Genomic DNA, 17,861 nt, shown 5'->3' on the forward strand with positions numbered 1-17,861 from the left:
TGACTGACTACCTATGATGTATCATAGGATTTTTTTATAAAAACTCGAATTAACAGGTACGTTTTGTCTTGTTTAGTTTTCAAAGATCATCTTCGCCGTTCTTAGCGGCTTTAATAATATAACATTTCGCTTCATCTTATGTCAACAACTTTTTTTAAGTTTATTTCCCGAAGCGTTTGTGTTTGTCACTGTGTGTCAGCGACGATTAATAATATATCACGAAAACATTCTGTTGGTCAACGCCTTTTCAGAACTTTTTTTAAAATAGTTTTATTGTGCATGTTAAACCCTTGTCCTGCATACAATCAAGTAACAATCTTGGACAAGGCAGGAGTGTTTGAATTGAGTCGATTATATGTGTTGCCTATTAAACGGCTGAAGCAAGTAGTCATTATTCTTGTAGCAGCGCTTGCAGCTGCAACCTTTTTTTATGTACAAAAGGCACCGCCGCTGTCGGTATTTAAAACAGAACAAGGACCCCGAGCAATTTATAAAGGAGAGACCTCATCAAAACACGCATCCCTTACGTTTAATATTGGCTGGGGAGACGAGAAGGCTGTTCCTATTTTAAATGTCCTTCGAGAGTACGATATAAAGAACGCCACTTTCTTCCTGTCTGCTTCTTGGGCTGAGCGTCACCCGGATATTGTGAAAAGGATTAAAGAGGACGGTCATCAAATTGGCAGCCTTGGCTATGCATATAAAAATTATAGCCAGCTTGAAGAAAACGAAATTAAGCGTGATCTTGTCCGTGCACAAAATACATTTCAAAAGCTTGGACTGGAAGACATTCAATTATTAAGACCGCCAACTGGGCAATTTAATGAAACGGTATTGAAAATTGCAACACAGTATGGCTATACCGTTGTCCATTACAGCATCAATTCTCAAGATTGGCTGAACCCGGGCGTCGACCAGATTGTTCATAATGTAAATGATCGAATGAAAAGCGGAGACATCATTCTCCTTCACGCCTCAGATTCAGCCACCCAAACCGCTCAAGCCTTACCAGCTATTTTAAAACACTTAAAAGATAAGAATTTAAGAAACATCACGGTTGGCGAACTTATCTCTAATACAAAAACAAAGTCAACTGAGGTTAAGTAGCTTTTGCTTTTGAAAACCGCGGCATAGCTAACAACTGAAACGCATTACAACCTAATAGCGGGAATAGCATTAAATACAGCCAGTCCTCTTCATTGACTCTAAGCGCCGGAAACCATTCTAACGACGTGATGACGACCATGAGAAACATTGCAGAAATAAATGTTTTCTTAGAGGACTGCTGCTGTTTAAAATAAGACACGATCAATGCAAACACACCGATAAAAACAGGCAGCCATAAGTATGGAAGAAATGATTCATTCTCCCCGAAAAACAAAAACCGCAAATAAGCTAAATCAAACAGCACGAAAATCACAAGGAATAACTGAATGGTATTCCATAAAGAATGCGACCTGAAAATCTCCAGTGCAAACCGGTGCACCGTCAAAAAGACAACAAACCCCATCTGACTGATTACACTAAAGATCATCCCCACACCAATAAACCAAAATAACACAGACGCAATCTCTAAAATCTCAAACGATACAAACAGCTTCTGATATTTCCCCCACTCCAGCGCAAAACCTACCACGCTTGTAATGACCGCTCCAACAGCCAGCACAGAGAAGAAAAAACGAACTAAATCCCGACTTTTCATTGAATTGACCCAACCCCTATTTTTGTTATGTATAAATTCACGTGAAACATTCATATTAAAAGTAAGACATGTAACGAAAGGAGCCACAGTATGTCAAAAGGCATCTTGCGTATAATGAGCTGTTTTCTTCTTTTATCTCTAACAGCTTGTGCTCCCAAAACCCAATCCTCATCTAATATGGACTATGACGAAACGAAAAAAATGGTCGTCGATATTTTGAAAACAGATGACGGTAAAAAGGCCATTCAACAGTTATTAAATGACGAGGCAATGAATGAAGCTTTGGTAATGGATGAACAAACTGTGAAAAAAACAATAGAGAAAACACTAACTTCTGATAAAGGCAAAGAGTTCTGGAAGAAGGTCTTTGAGGATTCTAAATTTGCCGAGACTTTCGCAAAATCCATGCAGCAACAGCATGAAAAGATGTTAAAACAATTGATGAAGGACCCTGACTATCAACAAATGATGATGGATATTCTCAAGGATCCTGAAATGGAAAAGAAATACGGTGAACTGGTCAAAAGCAAAGAGTTCAGAAAGCACTTAGAGAAAGTCATCACCGAAACATTGAGCAGCCCTCTTTATAAGAAGAAATTCGAAGATGAGCTAAAAAAAGCAGTCTCTGAAAGCAGCAATGATTCCGGTTCACAAGGAAACGGCAGTTAAACATCACCCGAGTGGCACAAGGTCCACTCGGGCTTTCATTATGCTTTCACTGTTAATTGTTCAATGACTTTATTGGCAATGTGTTGATACACTTCCCCTGTCGGATGACTCGCATCATAGACGGAAGGTGCAAAATCGTCCTCATTCCAATCAGGCTGTCTTAAAGGGATTTGACCAAGGACTGATACTCGCAGCTCCTCCGCCAGCTTGTCCCCGCCGCCCTTTCCAAAGACATATTCCTTCTCACCTGTTTTTTTGCTTTCATAGTAACTCATATTCTCAACGACCCCTAGCACCTCGTGATCTGTTTGCAGTGCCATTGCGCCTGCTCTAGCAGCAACGAAAGCCGCTGTTGGATGCGGTGTTGTCACAATGATTTCTTTACAGCTCGGAAGCATCGTATGAATATCAAGTGCCACATCACCTGTTCCAGGCGGAAGGTCTAATAGTAAGTAATCTAATTCTCCCCACTCTACTTCGTGGAAGAAATTATTTAGCATTTTACCAAGCATCGGTCCTCTCCAAATGACCGGTGCGTTTTCTTCAACAAAAAAGCCCATTGAAATCACTTTGACGCCAAAGCGTTCCACAGGAATAATCTTTTCCCCTTTAACTGTCGGTCTGACGGTGATTCCCATCATATCCGGTACGCTAAAGCCGTAAATATCAGCATCGATCAGTCCCACTTTTTTCCCTAGACGAGCCAGTGCCACAGCCAGGTTAACGGAAACAGTTGATTTCCCAACTCCGCCTTTTCCACTCGCAATCGCTAAGAACACAGGCGGATTTTTAGAGTTGAGCAAATTTTCTTCCTCATCCTGTGACGGCATAAATTTTTCAAGCGTTTCTTGAGGCAGTTCTTCAAAACGAAGTCCTACAGTGTTCGCGCCCGCTGCTTTTAAAGCTTGTACGATGTCTTGCTGCAGCTTCATCTGCTCAGCAGTGCCTGTCTTGGCAATCGCCACTTTTAAGCTCACATGTTCTTTTTCAGGCTTTAGGCTGATTTCCTTGATGGCATCCAGCTCACCAAGCGGTATATGAAGGAAAGGTTCGTCCATCTTCCCAACTAGTTTTCTCACATCATCTTGTCCGATCATAGCAGAACCTCACCCTTTATTGAATTCGTTTACAATTCAAGTATATCATACATATCCTTACAATGTCTGTCCTCTTTGCCTGCGATAAACAGGAAAAAGCCCCTTATTCAGGCGGCTCTTTTTGCTCTGTTAAATATCTGAGAATGCCTTTATAAATCGAAGCAGCAATTTGATCCTGATATTTAGGAGTCGCCAGCTGACCAGCCTCTTTTGGATTCGATAGAAATCCGATTTCGACAAGCGCTCCTGGCTTCGTGACATTTTGCATTAAATAAATCCCGTTGATTCGCTTCGCCTTGCGATCTGTGTTTTCAAGGTTGTTGCGCAATTCATCTTGAATGAACTTCGCTGCTTTTTCATTCTCTTCATACTTTCCGTAAAAGAACGTCTGTGCCCCGCTCCATTTGTTCGATGGGATCGCATTTAAATGAATGCTTAAATAGAGATCCGCTTCAGATTCGTTGATGGCTTTCACACGGTTTCTCAAGTCCTCCGCTTTCTTTCTGGCATAACCCTTTGTATTCTTTGATGATAAATCAGAGTCATCTTCCCGGGTCATGAGAACAAGTGCTCCCTGCTCCTGCAAATAGTCTCTTATCTTCATGGACACATCCAGTGCAATCTCTTTTTCGAGCAACTCGCCGCCAACAGCACCGCCATCTGGACCGCCGTGACCCGGATCTAAATAGATGATCTTGCCGCTCAAAGGCAAGTTCCACGATTTCCACGAATCATCATTTAGAAACTGAAATCTGAATAAGAATAAGAGGACAATAAACCCGATTAAAAACCCTGTCCATTTCAGCTTTCTTTTCATCCCTGTCCCTCCCATACACCATTATTTTATAGATATGGGACAAGGGCTGGAAATATGCTTAGTGCAGGCGAAGCTTATGCCTTTTTTCTGATTCCCGAAAGCCTTCCTGCCACCACTTACTTAAAAATTCCTTCGCAAATGGATACAGACACGACATCTTACGCTCCATTCGAAACATATTCCCCCACGATTGCAAACACCCTGCTAGCTCCTCAACCAGCTCATCTTCTTCATGAACTGACCGCTTTTTTATATCATCGAATGATTCACCATACTTACTCGACTCACCGTATCTCCCACCTGCTAAAAAAGCCTCAATAGCGAAATCAATACAGCCATCACTCATAATCCCAGCTGGATCATCTGCAAATGGGAACAGCTTCCTCGTGAATTTCTCGGAAGCGACCGTCACCTGTTGAAGAGACAATGTACGCAACAGCTTCTTTTCAAGCGTGACATCTCGTTTTGTTTTCAATTGATAAAATGAAAGAACTTCTGCCATGGACTGAACTCCTTTTTTCTTTGTATTGTTCGTTGGTTTGAACAAAACATGCAGTTCAGTAATTGGAAATCAATGAGCTAACGGATTGGAAAATTGTGATAAAATGAACATATATTATAGAAAGAATAGAAAAGGGGCAAAATTCATGAAGAAGTGGATGTATATCCTATTGCTACTAACAGTCGTCTTATCTGGTTGCAACAGTCAAGCAACCGAGCAAAAGAGCGACATAAAAGGAATAGAAGACATATCATTAAAACAGCTCTCCAAACATAAAAATTCTTATATTGGAGACAATGGAGCAGTCGGCGCTATTTTATCAGATCTTCCAGGTAACGTGATTCGCGAGTATGAAATCGTAGATGAAAAAGCGCTAAAAGTGACATACGGCGTGAAAGAAAATACCAATGATACAGAAGAACAATTTGATTCATTTTGGTTTGATAAGAAGGATACGATTGAAAAAAACTACTTATATAATGCATTGGCACTTTTTATTCTTATCGATAACGTGGAGCAAGTGACACTCCAGATGAACGCTAAAGACGAGCCATCCGTCACGTTTAAAAGAAAACAGCTAGAAAAAAAGCTGCCTCACTCTTTTAAAGTGTACAAAGACGATACAGCGCTTTGGCAAAAGGAACTGGTTGATGGAGTTGTGAAGTCAAAAGATAAACGTCAAGATGTATACAAAGCGTTTCCCATCAAGAAATAATAAAAACAGAGGGCGTCACCCTCTGTTTTTTGATAATTATGTAGTAAAAGCTTGAATCAATCGTTGTCGAAAGTTTTGATCTGCTACTATGGTAAGTATAAATTCATCGAACACTTCCCCCATCCAGTGAGAATTCTCCGCTTTCAGGTCATTGATGAATAGAGAAATCGATATAGTTGATGTATCCGTTTTTCGATATAAAGCAGCAGTGACAACAAACAACGTCGATCCACCTTTATACCAAATATATTGATCTGTTTCCGTCTTCAATATTTCTCCCAGCACAATTTGGCTAAAAAGACGCTTTTCTTCTGTTGTTAACAGCTCATCCTGTAGACGTTTCATAAAATGTGCATATTGATTCGTTGTAGACCTTGTCATCTTTTGCGTCAGTAAAGATTGAATACGCAAGCTTAACAAGTTCTTTTTCATCAATTTTTCTTCTAACGCCTTTTTATGCTCCGTGTCATTCTTCATGATATGAAAAATCTCAAACATCAGAGATTTGTATTGTTCATCAGTTACATCGCTTATTTGCTTTAATGCATCCTGCTCATGATCAGATACATAGGCTGGCCACAACACCTTGGGTGTCAGCGGCATGAGTTCATCATGTTCTGTAAGACCTGCTTGTTTCATCTGATCATTGATCTTTTTTAAGTCGAGCAAGTCAATCAAATAATCAGTACAAGCATTCGAACTAAATTGCATCATCCCTTTGGAAACATCTAATAAAGTTGCATGCTCAGAAAAATCGTTGACCTCCAGCCAGTATGTGTGAGCACCGCCATCGGTTCCATCAATATAAAACCGCTCTATATCAGACAATGCCACTTTTTCATTTAGCTTGATGTCACCGCTGGATACAGCTTTAACAAAATGAAACAAAACCATTAATTTCATCGTACTTGCAAGTGGTGTTTTTTGATTACCATTCCATTCTAATATCACATCTTCATTTTCAATAATTGTTACTGATACGTTCTTTTTGTTTTTCCTGACAAATGTCAAAAGATCCTCTTTTGTTTTCTTCAAATGCTTCTCCTTTCCCAACCACTTTAGATTCTCATCTTCAATATAACAAATATTTGAAATAAAGACACAAAAAAGCAAAGGGTTGTGAATACCTTTGCTTCTTGGTGTGTTTATTTACGAAGAAGATGCAGTTTCATCCCATCATGCGTAGCTTCAAATCCCAACTTTTCGTAAAGACGGCGTGCTTCTGGCCTCTGTTTGTCAGTTGTCAGCTGAATCATATGACACCCGCGGTCACTTGCGCGTTGAATAGCCCGTTTGATCAACAATGTGCCAATTCCTCTTCCTCTGTGAGTCGAGGCTGTACGAACTCCTTCTATTGAAGCTCTCCATCCTCCTTGATACGTTAGAAATGGAGTCATTGTTAATTGGAGAACACCGACTACCTCTTCCCGATCACAAGCGACGATTAGTTCAATATTGGGATCCGCTTCGATCGAATGAAAGGCATTGAGGTAGCTTTCTCTTAATGGACGAGAGTAGCGTTCTCTCTTTTGGCCTAATTTGTCATCTGAAAGCATCAAAACGATGTTGTCGAGGTCTCCTTGGACGGCTTCTCTAAATGTCAATTGATTCATATTCAATGAACACACCTCCTATCACGGAATGGAAGCCTTTATTCATTTGCCAAAATACCAATTGATCGCGTTCTCATATAAAATTTTATCCGCCGCTTCCTCATCAAACATCTGTTGAATCAATTCAATATCACCGTATTCAAATGGCCGTTTCGCCCTTGTAGAGGGAAGATCTGTACCAAACATCAGTGCATCAGGATTCGTTTGATAAATAGACGTCAATGCCTGTTCGACCTTTAAATCAACACGCCCAAAGCCAGTCGCTTTCACACGAACCCCTTTATCAACCAGCTTGAGCAAATGCGGCAAACCTTCTTCAGATAAGCCTAGATGATCAATGGAAACGGCCGGCAGCTGTTCAAGCGTTGATGAGATGTCAGGGAGATGCTTAGCGTCTATGTAGAGCTCACTATGCCAGCCCACCAGCTCATACACCCTTCTCGCAAAATAATTGAGCTTCGAAATATCCTCTGAACCGCCCCGCTTCACATTAAAACGTAAGGCCTTTACCCCATGTTGATCCAAATGAACAATCTCAACGTCAGTTGCTGTAAAAGGTAATTGTGTCACACCGCAAAAAGCCGGTCCCATTTCATCTAGTGCTTTCAACAAATAGCCTTGATCAAAACCCTGAAATGACCCTGACACAATCGCTCCACCTACAATCCCCAAATCAGCCGTCTCTCTCCTATAATCATTCACCACATAACTCGGCGGCGTATATCCTTGGTTTTCTTGAATGGGAAAATTAAAATCAATGATATGGAAATGTGCATCAAAGATCCTCATGCCCGCGCCCCTCTTCTGCTTATTTGACCTGATTATATCAATAGAGAAAGCCAAGGGATATTTGGAATGACGAATTACTTCATATCATGAAAACTTATCAAGTTTTCCATTCCTCTCGTAAGATGGCATAATAAAACTCATCCCACCACTCATTTCCTTGTGGTATACATTTTTTAAAATAGCCCTCTCTCCTCATCCCCATTTTCTCCATCACTCTCCATGACGGCACATTTTCAGGCTGACAAGTGGCAATGATTCGATGTAAATTCATTGTGTGAAAACCATGATGTAGGACAGCATACGCCGCTTCAGAAGCAAAGCCTTTGTTTTGATATGCAGAATTGAAGACCCAGCCAATTTCATATGTGTGCTCACCAAAGTAAGGATGAAACACGATATGCCCGATGCATGTATGATCTTCTTTTAATAGAACAGCAAAATTCTTGGCCGTCTCAAGACGATTATTTTTGACAAAATCCCGTGCCTCTTCTTTAGAAAAAACACCTTCTGGCATATACTTCATCACCACCGGATCAGATGTATATGCATAGACATTCTGCCAATCATCCTCAGTAAATGGTCGAATGAGACATCTTTCTGTTGTTAGATTCATCGGACAACCTCCATAGACTTCGTTTTTTTAACAGAAACCTTGATATGATCATATTAATATTGCTAGACCAACTCACTGAACAATACCACACGCTTCAAACAAAATTGGTCAATATCATTAATTATTCATTATATTCGCGGCTAAAAATAAAAAGATTGTAGAAAAACGTCGGCTTCTCTACAATCTAAAGCTTTTAATCATAATAGAATACAAGCTTTTGTTTTAAGAAATATCTAATTACTGAGTTAACGGCTTAATAATATACTCTTCACCGAGATCAATTATATTTAGATTATAGTTTTCAGTCATTTCTTTTATCTCTTCAGGTTCTAAAGATGTTCCTACGATTGACTGTCCCTTTGTTTGTGATAATACTCTAAAAAGTTCTTTTTGACTCTTCACCGCCATTTGTTGCTGCCCCGGTTCATCGAAAACCATTAATCCTGGATGATTACCAGAGAAATTTTGGCTTGCTTTATAAATGGTAATTACATAAGACCAAATTAGACGAATATTATCGCTTGCTGATGAATCAAATTTAATATCAAACCCACTAACAATAGGCGTGTATTTATCATATGATAAAGTAATTTCATTAGTATTAATGCTGGAGAAGTTAAAATTATCCAATAGGGATAGAAACTCTTTTTCGAAATAGGTTAATTTCTTTTTGTCGAGTTCTGAAAAGTAATCTTTTGGTAAGGCCTCTTGTCTAGTTAAATAATCTTTCCACTCAGATACAATTACTTTAAAACGTGTTTCTATTTTCTCAAAAGTACTACTTGCATCATATAACTTATTTATGAGAATTTTTAGTCGCACTAATTCATCCAATTCCTTTTTGGTAGGTAGTCGAGGATTAGAATTCAATTCAGATTTATACAACCTTAACTCTCTTCTGGCATTATCAAGATGTTCAATAATCACTGCTAAATTTGACTGCTTATTTTGTATAACTGTATGTGATTGTTTTATACCGAATTTCAACGTATTAATTTGCTCTTTTATATACGTTATATTTTCTGACAAGTCTAGTGGCTGTATACTTGTTTCAGCAGGCAACAGTGAATCTGCAACAGCTTGACTACAAGTAGGACAGATACCTTTCGAAAAGCTTGAATCAATATCTGAACCGAGTTTGTAAAGCTTCTCAGCTTCTTGGTTTCTTTTTAAGTCTAATTCTAATTTTTTTAGATTTTCTCCCATAGAAATTTGGTTATTTCTTTGTAATAGCAGATCCTGTCTAATATAGTTTATTTCATTTTGCAATTGTAGAACTAAAAGTTCTTGCTCTTTTACTTTCTCTTCATATTGTGAAGCTACTTCTGATATTGCTACAACTCCGTAATTTTCTTTTTCTTTTATTGAACCCTCTAATTGAAATATACGATCAAAAATGGATACTAACACTTTATCATCATTATAAACAGTTAGCGATAAATTATCTAAGGTTATAGGGTTAGCAGGTAGATTAGGAATAGCTGCAGAAATAGAAACTGCCAGCTCTTCTACCTCTCGCTTTAAAGCAGACCATTTATTTGAAAGTAAAGCTTTAATAACCTTCAACTCTTCTCGTTCCTTAGCATTCTTGGTGACATCCATATTCAATAAAAATTCAAAAGCGCGTTTAGATAAATCTCTTATCCCAAAACTCCCTGAAATTGGGGAATAAAAACTACTCCACCCCTTAATTTGTTCGATAAAATATAAAGGAGTAATTGTTTGAAGGTATAGAATTCTGTCACCACCCTCAAATGTTGGAACCTCCGGCAATTCCCATTCTAAATAAGATGATAAAAAAGTATGGAAGCCCGCGTTACCTATTGCTGCCCCCTTCATATGGACATAAAAATCCTTAAAACTAAAATTCCCTTCTCTTGATAATTTAGGCCCATAATGTACTCTAATTAATTTCTCATCTTTATTTTGTGACTTTATCCATCTAGTAAGTGTTATAATTTCCCCCCTATGATTGGATATCTCTAGCTGTACTTTCGATCCTATAATTGCAACTTCTCTTCCTTTAAAAGACAATTTATCTTTTAAAACAGGCTTCATCGTTTTCGCATTTCTTCCACCGAGTACCTCTTCTAAACCCAATACGTATAGTATAGAATTTATCGTGGAACTTTTTCCTTTTGTATTTCTTGCTCTTATAATATTAAATCCCTCTTTAAAAGAAATATCGGTGCCAAATAATCCATCTTCCGTATCGATCGTTATTTTTAGGTGATTCAATTTTATTCGATTCATGAGGGATACCTCTCTTTAAATAATTGCAGTATATATTTATCAGATAGACTCTTTTTTATTGTCTTCAAAAAAACTTTTTCTTTTGAAAATACATCACCTTTCAAAATTTTTTGTGCTAAAAGTTCCCCTTTTTCAGTTAAAGAAAATTTACCCGTTTTCACATTAAACGAAAAAACTTGCATTGCCACTCCATAATTTAAAGCTCGATTTAAAAAGGGGTCAAATCTAATAATTGGAAAGTCTTTTGTTTCCTTTAATTTAAATAATCTCTCGTAACGCTCTTCATTTTGCAAACCCCAATTAAACAACTGTAATTTTAATAAAGAAGCTGTCTTCATAGTCGAAGATAACTCCATAACAAGAATTATTTGGGAAATTCTGTATATCGGCCGCAACTCCGGTGATATCGGTATCTTTTTCCTATTAAAGTTAATTTCTTCTATCTCATCTAATGGTAAATCCATCTTCTACCCTCCAAAATCTAATGGGCACTCAATTAGCCAACTTGCTATTGCTTCATGACAGAGATCATTGTAAACTGAATATTCGAAAATATCATGAAAATTTTCTCCCTGCAATGCTTCTTTGTATTTCTCTAGAGTATTATTTAACAATACTTTTGGTGATAAATCTGTTAATAGTACTTCTGCTTCAAGATGAGTTGCAATGGAATTTTTAATCCTCACTTGTTTCTCATATGCTGAACTATAGGTTTGTTGCATATGATTTAATATTTCCTGACCTTTAATATAATTACGAACTTGCAAATCTATATATCTATTTGTTGTTTGCGCTTTAGAGGACTCATCCAAATTTTCACAAATCTTTCCGATTTTTCTATCTAAAATAATGATAGAAGCGGTTTGACACTGCTTCCAGTTAATAATCTCCTGTTGATTAGGAGCTGGTACTTCAATGCTTATCTTTTCTTTTAGAATTTGCCTTGCTTGAAGAATTTCTTTACCGTAGTATTGTTCATCGTGAACAAGAACATCAAATGAATCATCCAATAGGTCCTTCATAGATGAATCATTTCTATATTCAACAGCTTTTTCATGACAATGAGCAATAAGTGCTTTATTTGTTATTGTTGGGGTAAGAAATATCCACCGTTTAATTTTAACTCCTTGGAAAAAATTTAATAGTTGGTTTTTATATTTTTTTAATTTATTCAAGTCTTTAGTAATTTTATCTCTTTGATGACCATATAACTTAGTAGATTCATATTCTCCATCTGGACAGTAACATTGAAAGACATCTCCCTTTCTCGTGAAACCCTCTATTCCTAAATCACCTTGAGTATGTGCTGTCATCTCTTGATAACCATCTGCTTCATATTTTATTTTCAAGAAAGTTTGACAGTGTTCTTCCCAACTGTCCCCATTGTATGTACCATAAGATGTTCTGTACATATTTGCCCTCCGTACCAAAGTAATATTCCTAATACAATATTACACCTTTTTTACAATTTTATCTATAATTATCATAAATGATATTTAAAACAAAAAACCCCTTACTCTTAATGAGCAAGGGGTAGATAAGAATATACAAGCAATTAACGTTTTGAGAACTGAGGTGCGCGACGTGCGCCTTTAAGACCGTATTTCTTACGCTCTTTCATACGAGAGTCACGAGTAAGAAGTCCAGCACGTTTAAGTGGTGTACGGTACTCAGGATCTACTTCTAGAAGAGCACGAGAGATACCGTGACGAATTGCTCCAGCTTGACCAGAGAATCCACCACCGTGAACATTTACAAGAACATCGTAGCTGTTAGCTGTTTCTGTGATGTTCAAAGGTTGTTTCACGTCTTCGATTAAAGCAGCGAATGGAATGTATTCAGTAATTTCACGATTATTAACGACGATACGGCCTTCACCTGGAACTAAGCGAACGCGCGCTACAGAACTTTTACGACGACCTGTACCGTAATATTGAACCTGTGCCAAATTGTTAACCTCCCTTATAATTAACCGCGAAGTTCGTAAACTTCAGGTTGTTGTGCTTGATGTGGATGCTCAGAACCACGGTACACATTTAATTTTTTGAACATTTGACGACCTAGTGGACCCTTTGGAAGCATACCTTTGATAGCAAGCTCCAACATTTTTTCAGGGTAGTTTGTACGCATCTCAAGAGCAGTTCTTTGTTTCAAACCACCTGGGTGCATCGTATGACGGTAGTAAATTTTGTCCGTCAATTTCTTACCAGTTAATTCGATTTTCTCAGCATTGATGATGATCACGTGATCACCTGTGTCAACGTGTGGTGTATAAGTTGGTTTGTGCTTACCGCGCAAAAGTGATGCTACTTCAGTAGAAAGACGACCTAGAGTCTTGCCTGCCGCATCAACCACTAGCCATTTGCGCTCAATTGTGCTTGCGTTCGCCATTGGTGTTGTACGCATGAGTTTCCCTCCTAAATAAATCAATGAATTTTCCTGAATCAAATGCTACGTTCTATTTCAAAACACAGATAAGTCTTCCGGGGCTTATTTGTGGGGTTGAAATACATACCATATGATATCTTATAACTTTCTGCTTCCTATGTCAAGAACATGTTACACCTGGTTTAGTTGTCATAGAAAACTTCCCATAAATACAGTCCGTGACTGGGCGCAGTCTTGCCTGCCGCTTCGCGATTTCGGGCGGCAAGCATGGCTTTTATCTCCTCAGGGTGAAATTTACCAGAACCAATTTCAAGTAACGTGCCGGCTATAATTCGCACCATGTTGTATAAAAAGCCATTCCCTCTCACACGCATTTCAAGCCCGTCTGAGACGTTTTTCCACTCAAGGGCGTAAATCTCCCTCACCTTGTCTTGAACCTCTGTATTGGCCGCACAAAAGCTTGTGAAATCGTGTGTGCCAATGAGGTGCCCAGCAGCTTCTCTCATTTTGTCGACATCCAACGGGTAAGGATAGTGACAGGCATACTGTCTCGTAAACACATTTTGGTGCGTTTCCGTTGAGACCCTATAACGGTACTCCTTCGACACAACACCAAATCTGGCATGAAACGACTCATCCACTTCTTCAGCCTTTAGAACACGAATGTCATCTGGCAGCAAGCTGTTGAGGGCAAACGGCCATCTCTCCATCGGGATGGCAAGCGGGGTGTCAAAATGGATGACCTGCCCCTTTGCGTGAACGCCACTGTCTGTCCGGCCAGAAGCCACAATCGGAATTAGTTCGTCTTGTTTATGCATTCTAGCAAGGGCAGATTCAATCTCCGTCTGAATGGTTCGCTGTCCTGGTTGCACTTGATACCCTTTAAAATGTGTCCCATCGTATGATACGGTACATTTTACTTTCATCTAGGCATCACCTAATTTCTAAGCAGCACAAGGAGTGCTGTTAACAGGATGAATAAAAGCAACGTGAACGTGTCTTTCATGCCCCAGACAAGCTGACGGTATTTCGTACGCCCTTCTCCCCCGCGGTAGCCTCTCGCTTCCATAGCGGTCGCCAATTCCTCCGCACGCTTAAACGCACTGACGAAAAGCGGGACAAGCAATGGAACAATCGCTTTTAAACGATCTTTCACGGGTCCGCTTGTAAAATCAACACCTCTTGCCATTTGTGCTTTCATGATTTTGTCTGTTTCTTCGAGTAAAGTCGGAATAAATCGAAGAGAGATAGACATCATAAGAGCAAGTTCATGAACAGGTAGCTTGATTTTACGGAAAGGATGCAGCAGCTTCTCCATACCGTCTGTCACTTCAATAGGCGTTGTGGTCAACGTCAGAAGTGTTGTCATCATGATGAGATAGACAAAACGGAGTGAAATGAAAATCCCCTGTTTTAGACCTTCTTCATAAATATTCAGAAAACCAAAGTGAAAGAGCAAAGCGCCATCCTTTGTCATGAAGATATGCAGAATAAAGGTAAACAGAACAATCCAAAGGATGGGTTTCATTCCTTTGAGAATAAAGTACAGCGGCACCTGAGACACCATCACCACAAGGATCGTAAAGACCCCTAAAAGCCCGTAAGTGATGTAGTTATTCGCAAAAAAGACAATAAAGACAAAAAAGAAAATTGATAACAGCTTTGTCCTTGGATCAAGACGATGGACAAAGGATGTACCTGGCACATATTTGCCGATAATCATACTATCCATCATGATGTCGTGTCCTCCTGATATAAAGCTGTTAAGGCTTCTGCCATTTCATCCATGGTCAGAAGCGGTCTTGGAAACGTCAGCCCCAGCTTTTCTTCGACAGCCTGCTGGAATTTGATCGTTTCCGGGAGGTCCAGTCCGAAAGAAGACATGTCGGTACGATTGGCAAATAGCTCCCTCGGCGTACCTGTCGCCTTCACTGTTCCTTTGTGCATCACAATCATTTGATCCGCATAATGAGCGGCATCTTCCATACTGTGTGTCACAAGGATCGTCGTCAGGTTGGCTTTTTGATGAAGCTCATAGAACATGTCCATGATTTCTTTACGTCCGCGTGGATCTAATCCCGCAGTCGGCTCATCAAGCACAAGCACTTCTGGCTCCATCGCTAGAACACCTGCAATCGCCACACGTCTCATTTGACCACCACTTAATTCAAAGGGGGATCGAGATAACAAGGATTCAGGAAGGCCTACAAGCTTCAGCATCTCTTTAGCCTTGGCTTCCGCCTTTTCCTTTGGAACACCGAAATTCATCGGACCAAAACAGATATCCTTTAGAATCGTCTCCTCAAAGAGCTGATGTTCAGGAAACTGAAACACGATGCCGACCTTTTTTCGAAGGGGTTTCATATCCTTCTGTTTTTTATTGGCTTGTAAGACCGTATCTCCAAGCGCAATGCTCCCTTTTGTTGGCTTGAGCAGTCCATTTAAGTGCTGCAGCAACGTCGACTTGCCGGAACCCGTATGACCAATGACAGCAACATAGCTGCCTTCTTTGATGGAAGCATTGACATCATACAAAGCGAGACGCTCAAACGGCGTTTTCATTTGATAACGATGCTCTAATTCTTTGATCGTAATGTCCATAGCTCTTTCACCAATCCTTCTTGTGTCAAATGGGCATTTGCAAGCGGCACACCTTGCTGCTTCAATTGCTTACTCAACCGGTAGGAAAATGGCAGATCAAGTCCAATCTGAACCAGCTGTTCATCTAGTTCAAATACTTCCTCTGGTGTTCCCTCGGCAAATTTCTTCCCGCCATTCATCACAATAACGCGGTCTGCCTTCGCAGCCTCGTCTAAATCATGTGTGATGGAAATGACCGTGACCGTTCCTTGTTCCTTCAGCAGTCTGACGGTTTCTAGCACTTCTTCACGGCCAATCGGATCAAGCATTGATGTTGCTTCATCCAAGATCATGATGTCAGGGCTTGCGGCAAGTACACCTGCGATTGCTACTCTCTGCTTTTGCCCGCCTGATAGATGGTGCGGCTCTTGATCAAGAAACTCCTGCATATTGACCTGTTTGACAGCCCAATCTACACGCTCTATCATCAATTCCCGCTCAACCCCGTTATTTTCTAAACCAAAAGCCACATCATCACGAACCGTTGAGCCAACGAATTGGTTGTCTGGGTTTTGAAAGACCATGCCGACCTTTTTGCGAATATCCCAAACACTTTCTTCTTTCAGCTCAATCTCACCAACCTTGACCGTTCCTGCATCCGGTAAAATGAGCCCATTCAGTACTCGGGCAAGTGTGGATTTACCTGAACCGTTGTGGCCAACAATGGCAAGCCATTCATTTTGATTCACATGCAATGACACTTGGTCTAAAGCGGGCTTGTCCGCATCTTTGTGATAACGAAATACAATGTCTTTTACGTCAATTAATGTCTTCTCCATCTCTACCGGACCTCCTCTCAGCTCAACCTCTACTTTGCCTGTTGCTAAAAAGCCGTAGTATCTAAAAAAGGGCATAGATCCAGTTATGAACTGTCCCGCCCTTTCTTAGATACACGATATGTGATTAAACTAATTCAATGACAGCCATTGGTGCGCCATCGCCGCGACGAGGTCCAAGCTTCATGATACGAGTGTATCCACCTTGGCGATCTTCGTAGCGAGTTGCAACGTCAGCGAATAATTTTTGAAGTGCATCTTGGTTTGTTTCAGCGTTAGCTACTTCGTTACGAATGTAAGCTGCAGCTTGACGGCGAGCATGAAGATCTCCGCGTTTGCCAAGAGTGATCATTTTTTCAACTACAGAGCGAAGTTCTTTCGCACGTGTTTCAGTTGTTTCGATGCGTTCGTTGATGATCAAATCAGTCGTTAGGTCACGAAGCATTGCTTTACGTTGTGCACTAGTGCGTCCTAGCTTTCTGTATGCCATGTGATGTCCCCTCCTTAATTAGAGATGCTGTATGAATAAAAAACACACGAAAATCCTAGTTCACAATGAAACTAGTCAATCGTCTTTACGAAGACCCAGTCCAAGTTCTTCTAGTTTCGCTTTCACTTCTTCAAGAGATTTACGTCCAAGGTTACGAACTTTCATCATATCCTCTTCTGTCTTGTTAGCAAGCTCTTGAACAGTGTTAATACCCGCACGCTTCAAACAGTTGTAAGAACGAACAGAAAGATCAAGCTCTTCAATTGTCATTTCAAGCACTTTTTCTTTTTGGTCTTCTTCTTTTTCAACCATGATTTCTGCATGCTGAGCTTCGTCAGTTAACCCAACGAAAATATTTAGGTGTTCAGTTAAAATCTTAGAACCTAGAGCGATCGCTTCTTTCGGTCCTGTGCTTCCATCAGTCCATACATCTAGTGTTAATTTATCATAGTTTGTGATTTGCCCAACACGGGTGTTCTCCACTTGATAAGTTACACGAGATACAGGTGTATAGATTGAGTCGATCGGAATCACGCCGATAGGCTGATCGTCTCTTTTGTTTGCATCAGCAGGATTATACCCGCGACCTCTTTGTGCAGTCAAACGAACACGGAAGCTCGCATTTTTGCCAAGAGTTGCGATGTGAAGATCTGGATTTAAGATTTCAATATCGCTGTCGTGTGTAATATCAGCAGCTGTTACAGTTCCTTCATCTTGTACATCAATTTCAAGCGTCTTCTCTTCTTCAGAGTAGATTTTGAGTGCAAGCTTTTTAATGTTTAAGATAATCGTTGTAA

General features: G+C 39.8%; 22 protein-coding genes. 3 read left to right on the forward strand and 19 right to left on the reverse strand.

Features of this window, described 5'->3' with window-relative positions; all coding sequences use genetic code 11:
* Positions 1 to 342: 342 nt before the first annotated feature.
* Positions 343 to 1,107, forward strand: coding sequence for a polysaccharide deacetylase family sporulation protein PdaB (gene pdaB, locus N521_RS00005; RefSeq protein WP_035389113.1), 765 nt, complete (start codon positions 343 to 345; stop codon positions 1,105 to 1,107).
* Here pdaB and N521_RS00010 read toward each other — a convergent pair.
* Positions 1,100 to 1,702: a KinB-signaling pathway activation protein gene (locus N521_RS00010; protein WP_008345196.1), complete on the reverse strand. Its 603-nt coding sequence runs from the start codon at positions 1,700 to 1,702 to the stop codon at positions 1,100 to 1,102. The two genes, pdaB and N521_RS00010, sit on opposite strands and share 8 nt — an antisense overlap.
* 90 nt (positions 1,703 to 1,792) lie before the next feature.
* On the opposite strand from N521_RS00010, the gene gerD reads away from it, so the two are divergent.
* Positions 1,793 to 2,371, forward strand: coding sequence for a spore germination lipoprotein GerD (gene gerD, locus N521_RS00015; RefSeq protein WP_017359176.1), 579 nt, complete (start codon positions 1,793 to 1,795; stop codon positions 2,369 to 2,371).
* A 38-nt stretch (positions 2,372 to 2,409) separates the two neighbouring features.
* Here the strand turns inward: gerD and N521_RS00020 are convergent, their stop codons facing one another.
* The 3 genes from N521_RS00020 to N521_RS00030 all read right to left on the reverse strand — a co-directional run bounded on the left by N521_RS00020 (position 2,410) and on the right by N521_RS00030 (position 4,787).
* The gene (locus tag N521_RS00020) at positions 2,410 to 3,468 is read right to left on the reverse strand and encodes an Mrp/NBP35 family ATP-binding protein (protein WP_008345199.1); all 1,059 of its coding nucleotides are present in this window, start codon (positions 3,466 to 3,468) and stop codon (positions 2,410 to 2,412) included.
* A 103-nt stretch (positions 3,469 to 3,571) separates the two neighbouring features.
* On the reverse strand, positions 3,572 to 4,285 hold the full coding sequence (gene cwlD, locus N521_RS00025; protein WP_008345202.1) for an N-acetylmuramoyl-L-alanine amidase CwlD: 714 nt from the start codon (positions 4,283 to 4,285) through the stop codon (positions 3,572 to 3,574).
* Between the two features lie 58 nt (positions 4,286 to 4,343).
* Positions 4,344 to 4,787: a YbaK family protein gene (locus tag N521_RS00030; protein ID WP_035389125.1), complete on the reverse strand. Its 444-nt coding sequence runs from the start codon at positions 4,785 to 4,787 to the stop codon at positions 4,344 to 4,346.
* 145 nt (positions 4,788 to 4,932) lie between these two features.
* Between N521_RS00030 and N521_RS00035 the strand changes: the two genes are divergently transcribed.
* Positions 4,933 to 5,502 carry a DUF4825 domain-containing protein gene (locus tag N521_RS00035; protein WP_035389127.1) on the forward strand — a complete coding sequence of 190 codons (570 nt, stop codon included), beginning with the start codon at positions 4,933 to 4,935 and terminating at the stop codon, positions 5,500 to 5,502.
* Positions 5,503 to 5,538: 36 nt separating this feature from the next.
* On the opposite strand, the gene N521_RS00040 is transcribed toward N521_RS00035, so the two are convergent.
* From N521_RS00040 to N521_RS00110, 15 genes are all read right to left on the reverse strand, one after another.
* Complete coding sequence (locus N521_RS00040; RefSeq protein ID WP_074041750.1) at positions 5,539 to 6,537, reverse strand: serine hydrolase; 999 nt, start codon at positions 6,535 to 6,537, stop codon at positions 5,539 to 5,541.
* A gap of 110 nt (positions 6,538 to 6,647) precedes the next feature.
* Positions 6,648 to 7,121: a GNAT family N-acetyltransferase gene (locus N521_RS00045; RefSeq protein WP_080934008.1), complete on the reverse strand. Its 474-nt coding sequence runs from the start codon at positions 7,119 to 7,121 to the stop codon at positions 6,648 to 6,650.
* A 36-nt stretch (positions 7,122 to 7,157) separates the two neighbouring features.
* The gene (locus N521_RS00050; protein ID WP_035389131.1) at positions 7,158 to 7,904 is read right to left on the reverse strand and encodes an amidohydrolase family protein; all 747 of its coding nucleotides are present in this window, start codon (positions 7,902 to 7,904) and stop codon (positions 7,158 to 7,160) included.
* 97 nt (positions 7,905 to 8,001) lie between these two features.
* The gene (locus tag N521_RS00055) at positions 8,002 to 8,517 is read right to left on the reverse strand and encodes a GNAT family N-acetyltransferase (protein ID WP_035389132.1); all 516 of its coding nucleotides are present in this window, start codon (positions 8,515 to 8,517) and stop codon (positions 8,002 to 8,004) included.
* 237 nt (positions 8,518 to 8,754) lie between these two features.
* Entirely contained in the window at positions 8,755 to 10,770 is a 2,016-nt protein-coding gene (locus N521_RS00060; protein ID WP_035389133.1) for a coiled-coil domain-containing protein, read from the reverse strand.
* Positions 10,767 to 11,234 (reverse strand): hypothetical protein, encoded by a 468-nt coding sequence (locus N521_RS00065; protein ID WP_035389134.1) that lies wholly within the window; start codon positions 11,232 to 11,234, stop codon positions 10,767 to 10,769. The genes N521_RS00060 and N521_RS00065 overlap by 4 nt, the downstream gene beginning before the upstream one ends.
* Positions 11,235 to 11,237: 3 nt before the next feature.
* Complete coding sequence (locus N521_RS18935) at positions 11,238 to 12,182, reverse strand: hypothetical protein (RefSeq protein ID WP_051632353.1); 945 nt, start codon at positions 12,180 to 12,182, stop codon at positions 11,238 to 11,240.
* A gap of 143 nt (positions 12,183 to 12,325) precedes the next feature.
* The gene (gene rpsI / locus N521_RS00075) at positions 12,326 to 12,718 is read right to left on the reverse strand and encodes a 30S ribosomal protein S9 (RefSeq protein ID WP_007496354.1); all 393 of its coding nucleotides are present in this window, start codon (positions 12,716 to 12,718) and stop codon (positions 12,326 to 12,328) included.
* Between the two features lie 20 nt (positions 12,719 to 12,738).
* Complete coding sequence (gene rplM, locus N521_RS00080; RefSeq protein ID WP_003217042.1) at positions 12,739 to 13,176, reverse strand: 50S ribosomal protein L13; 438 nt, start codon at positions 13,174 to 13,176, stop codon at positions 12,739 to 12,741.
* A gap of 164 nt (positions 13,177 to 13,340) precedes the next feature.
* The gene (gene truA / locus N521_RS00085; protein WP_035389137.1) at positions 13,341 to 14,084 is read right to left on the reverse strand and encodes a tRNA pseudouridine(38-40) synthase TruA; all 744 of its coding nucleotides are present in this window, start codon (positions 14,082 to 14,084) and stop codon (positions 13,341 to 13,343) included.
* Between the two features lie 11 nt (positions 14,085 to 14,095).
* Positions 14,096 to 14,893 carry an energy-coupling factor transporter transmembrane component T family protein gene (locus N521_RS00090; RefSeq protein WP_008345215.1) on the reverse strand — a complete coding sequence of 266 codons (798 nt, stop codon included), beginning with the start codon at positions 14,891 to 14,893 and terminating at the stop codon, positions 14,096 to 14,098.
* A complete protein-coding gene (locus tag N521_RS00095; protein ID WP_035389139.1) occupies positions 14,890 to 15,759 on the reverse strand; it encodes an energy-coupling factor ABC transporter ATP-binding protein in 870 nt (289 codons plus the stop codon). Before N521_RS00095 ends, N521_RS00090 begins: the two co-directional genes overlap by 4 nt.
* The gene (locus N521_RS00100) at positions 15,735 to 16,577 is read right to left on the reverse strand and encodes an energy-coupling factor ABC transporter ATP-binding protein (RefSeq protein WP_008345218.1); all 843 of its coding nucleotides are present in this window, start codon (positions 16,575 to 16,577) and stop codon (positions 15,735 to 15,737) included. The genes N521_RS00095 and N521_RS00100 overlap by 25 nt, the downstream gene beginning before the upstream one ends.
* A 124-nt stretch (positions 16,578 to 16,701) precedes the next feature.
* Complete coding sequence (gene rplQ, locus N521_RS00105; RefSeq protein WP_003216944.1) at positions 16,702 to 17,064, reverse strand: 50S ribosomal protein L17; 363 nt, start codon at positions 17,062 to 17,064, stop codon at positions 16,702 to 16,704.
* 75 nt (positions 17,065 to 17,139) lie between these two features.
* On the reverse strand, positions 17,140 to 17,861 hold a 722-nt coding region (locus N521_RS00110), incomplete at its 5' end, for a DNA-directed RNA polymerase subunit alpha (RefSeq protein WP_035389141.1).

Source organism: Bacillus sp. UNC125MFCrub1.1 (assembly GCF_000701305.1).
Taxonomy (GTDB): Bacteria; Bacillota; Bacilli; order Bacillales; family Bacillaceae; genus Bacillus; species Bacillus altitudinis.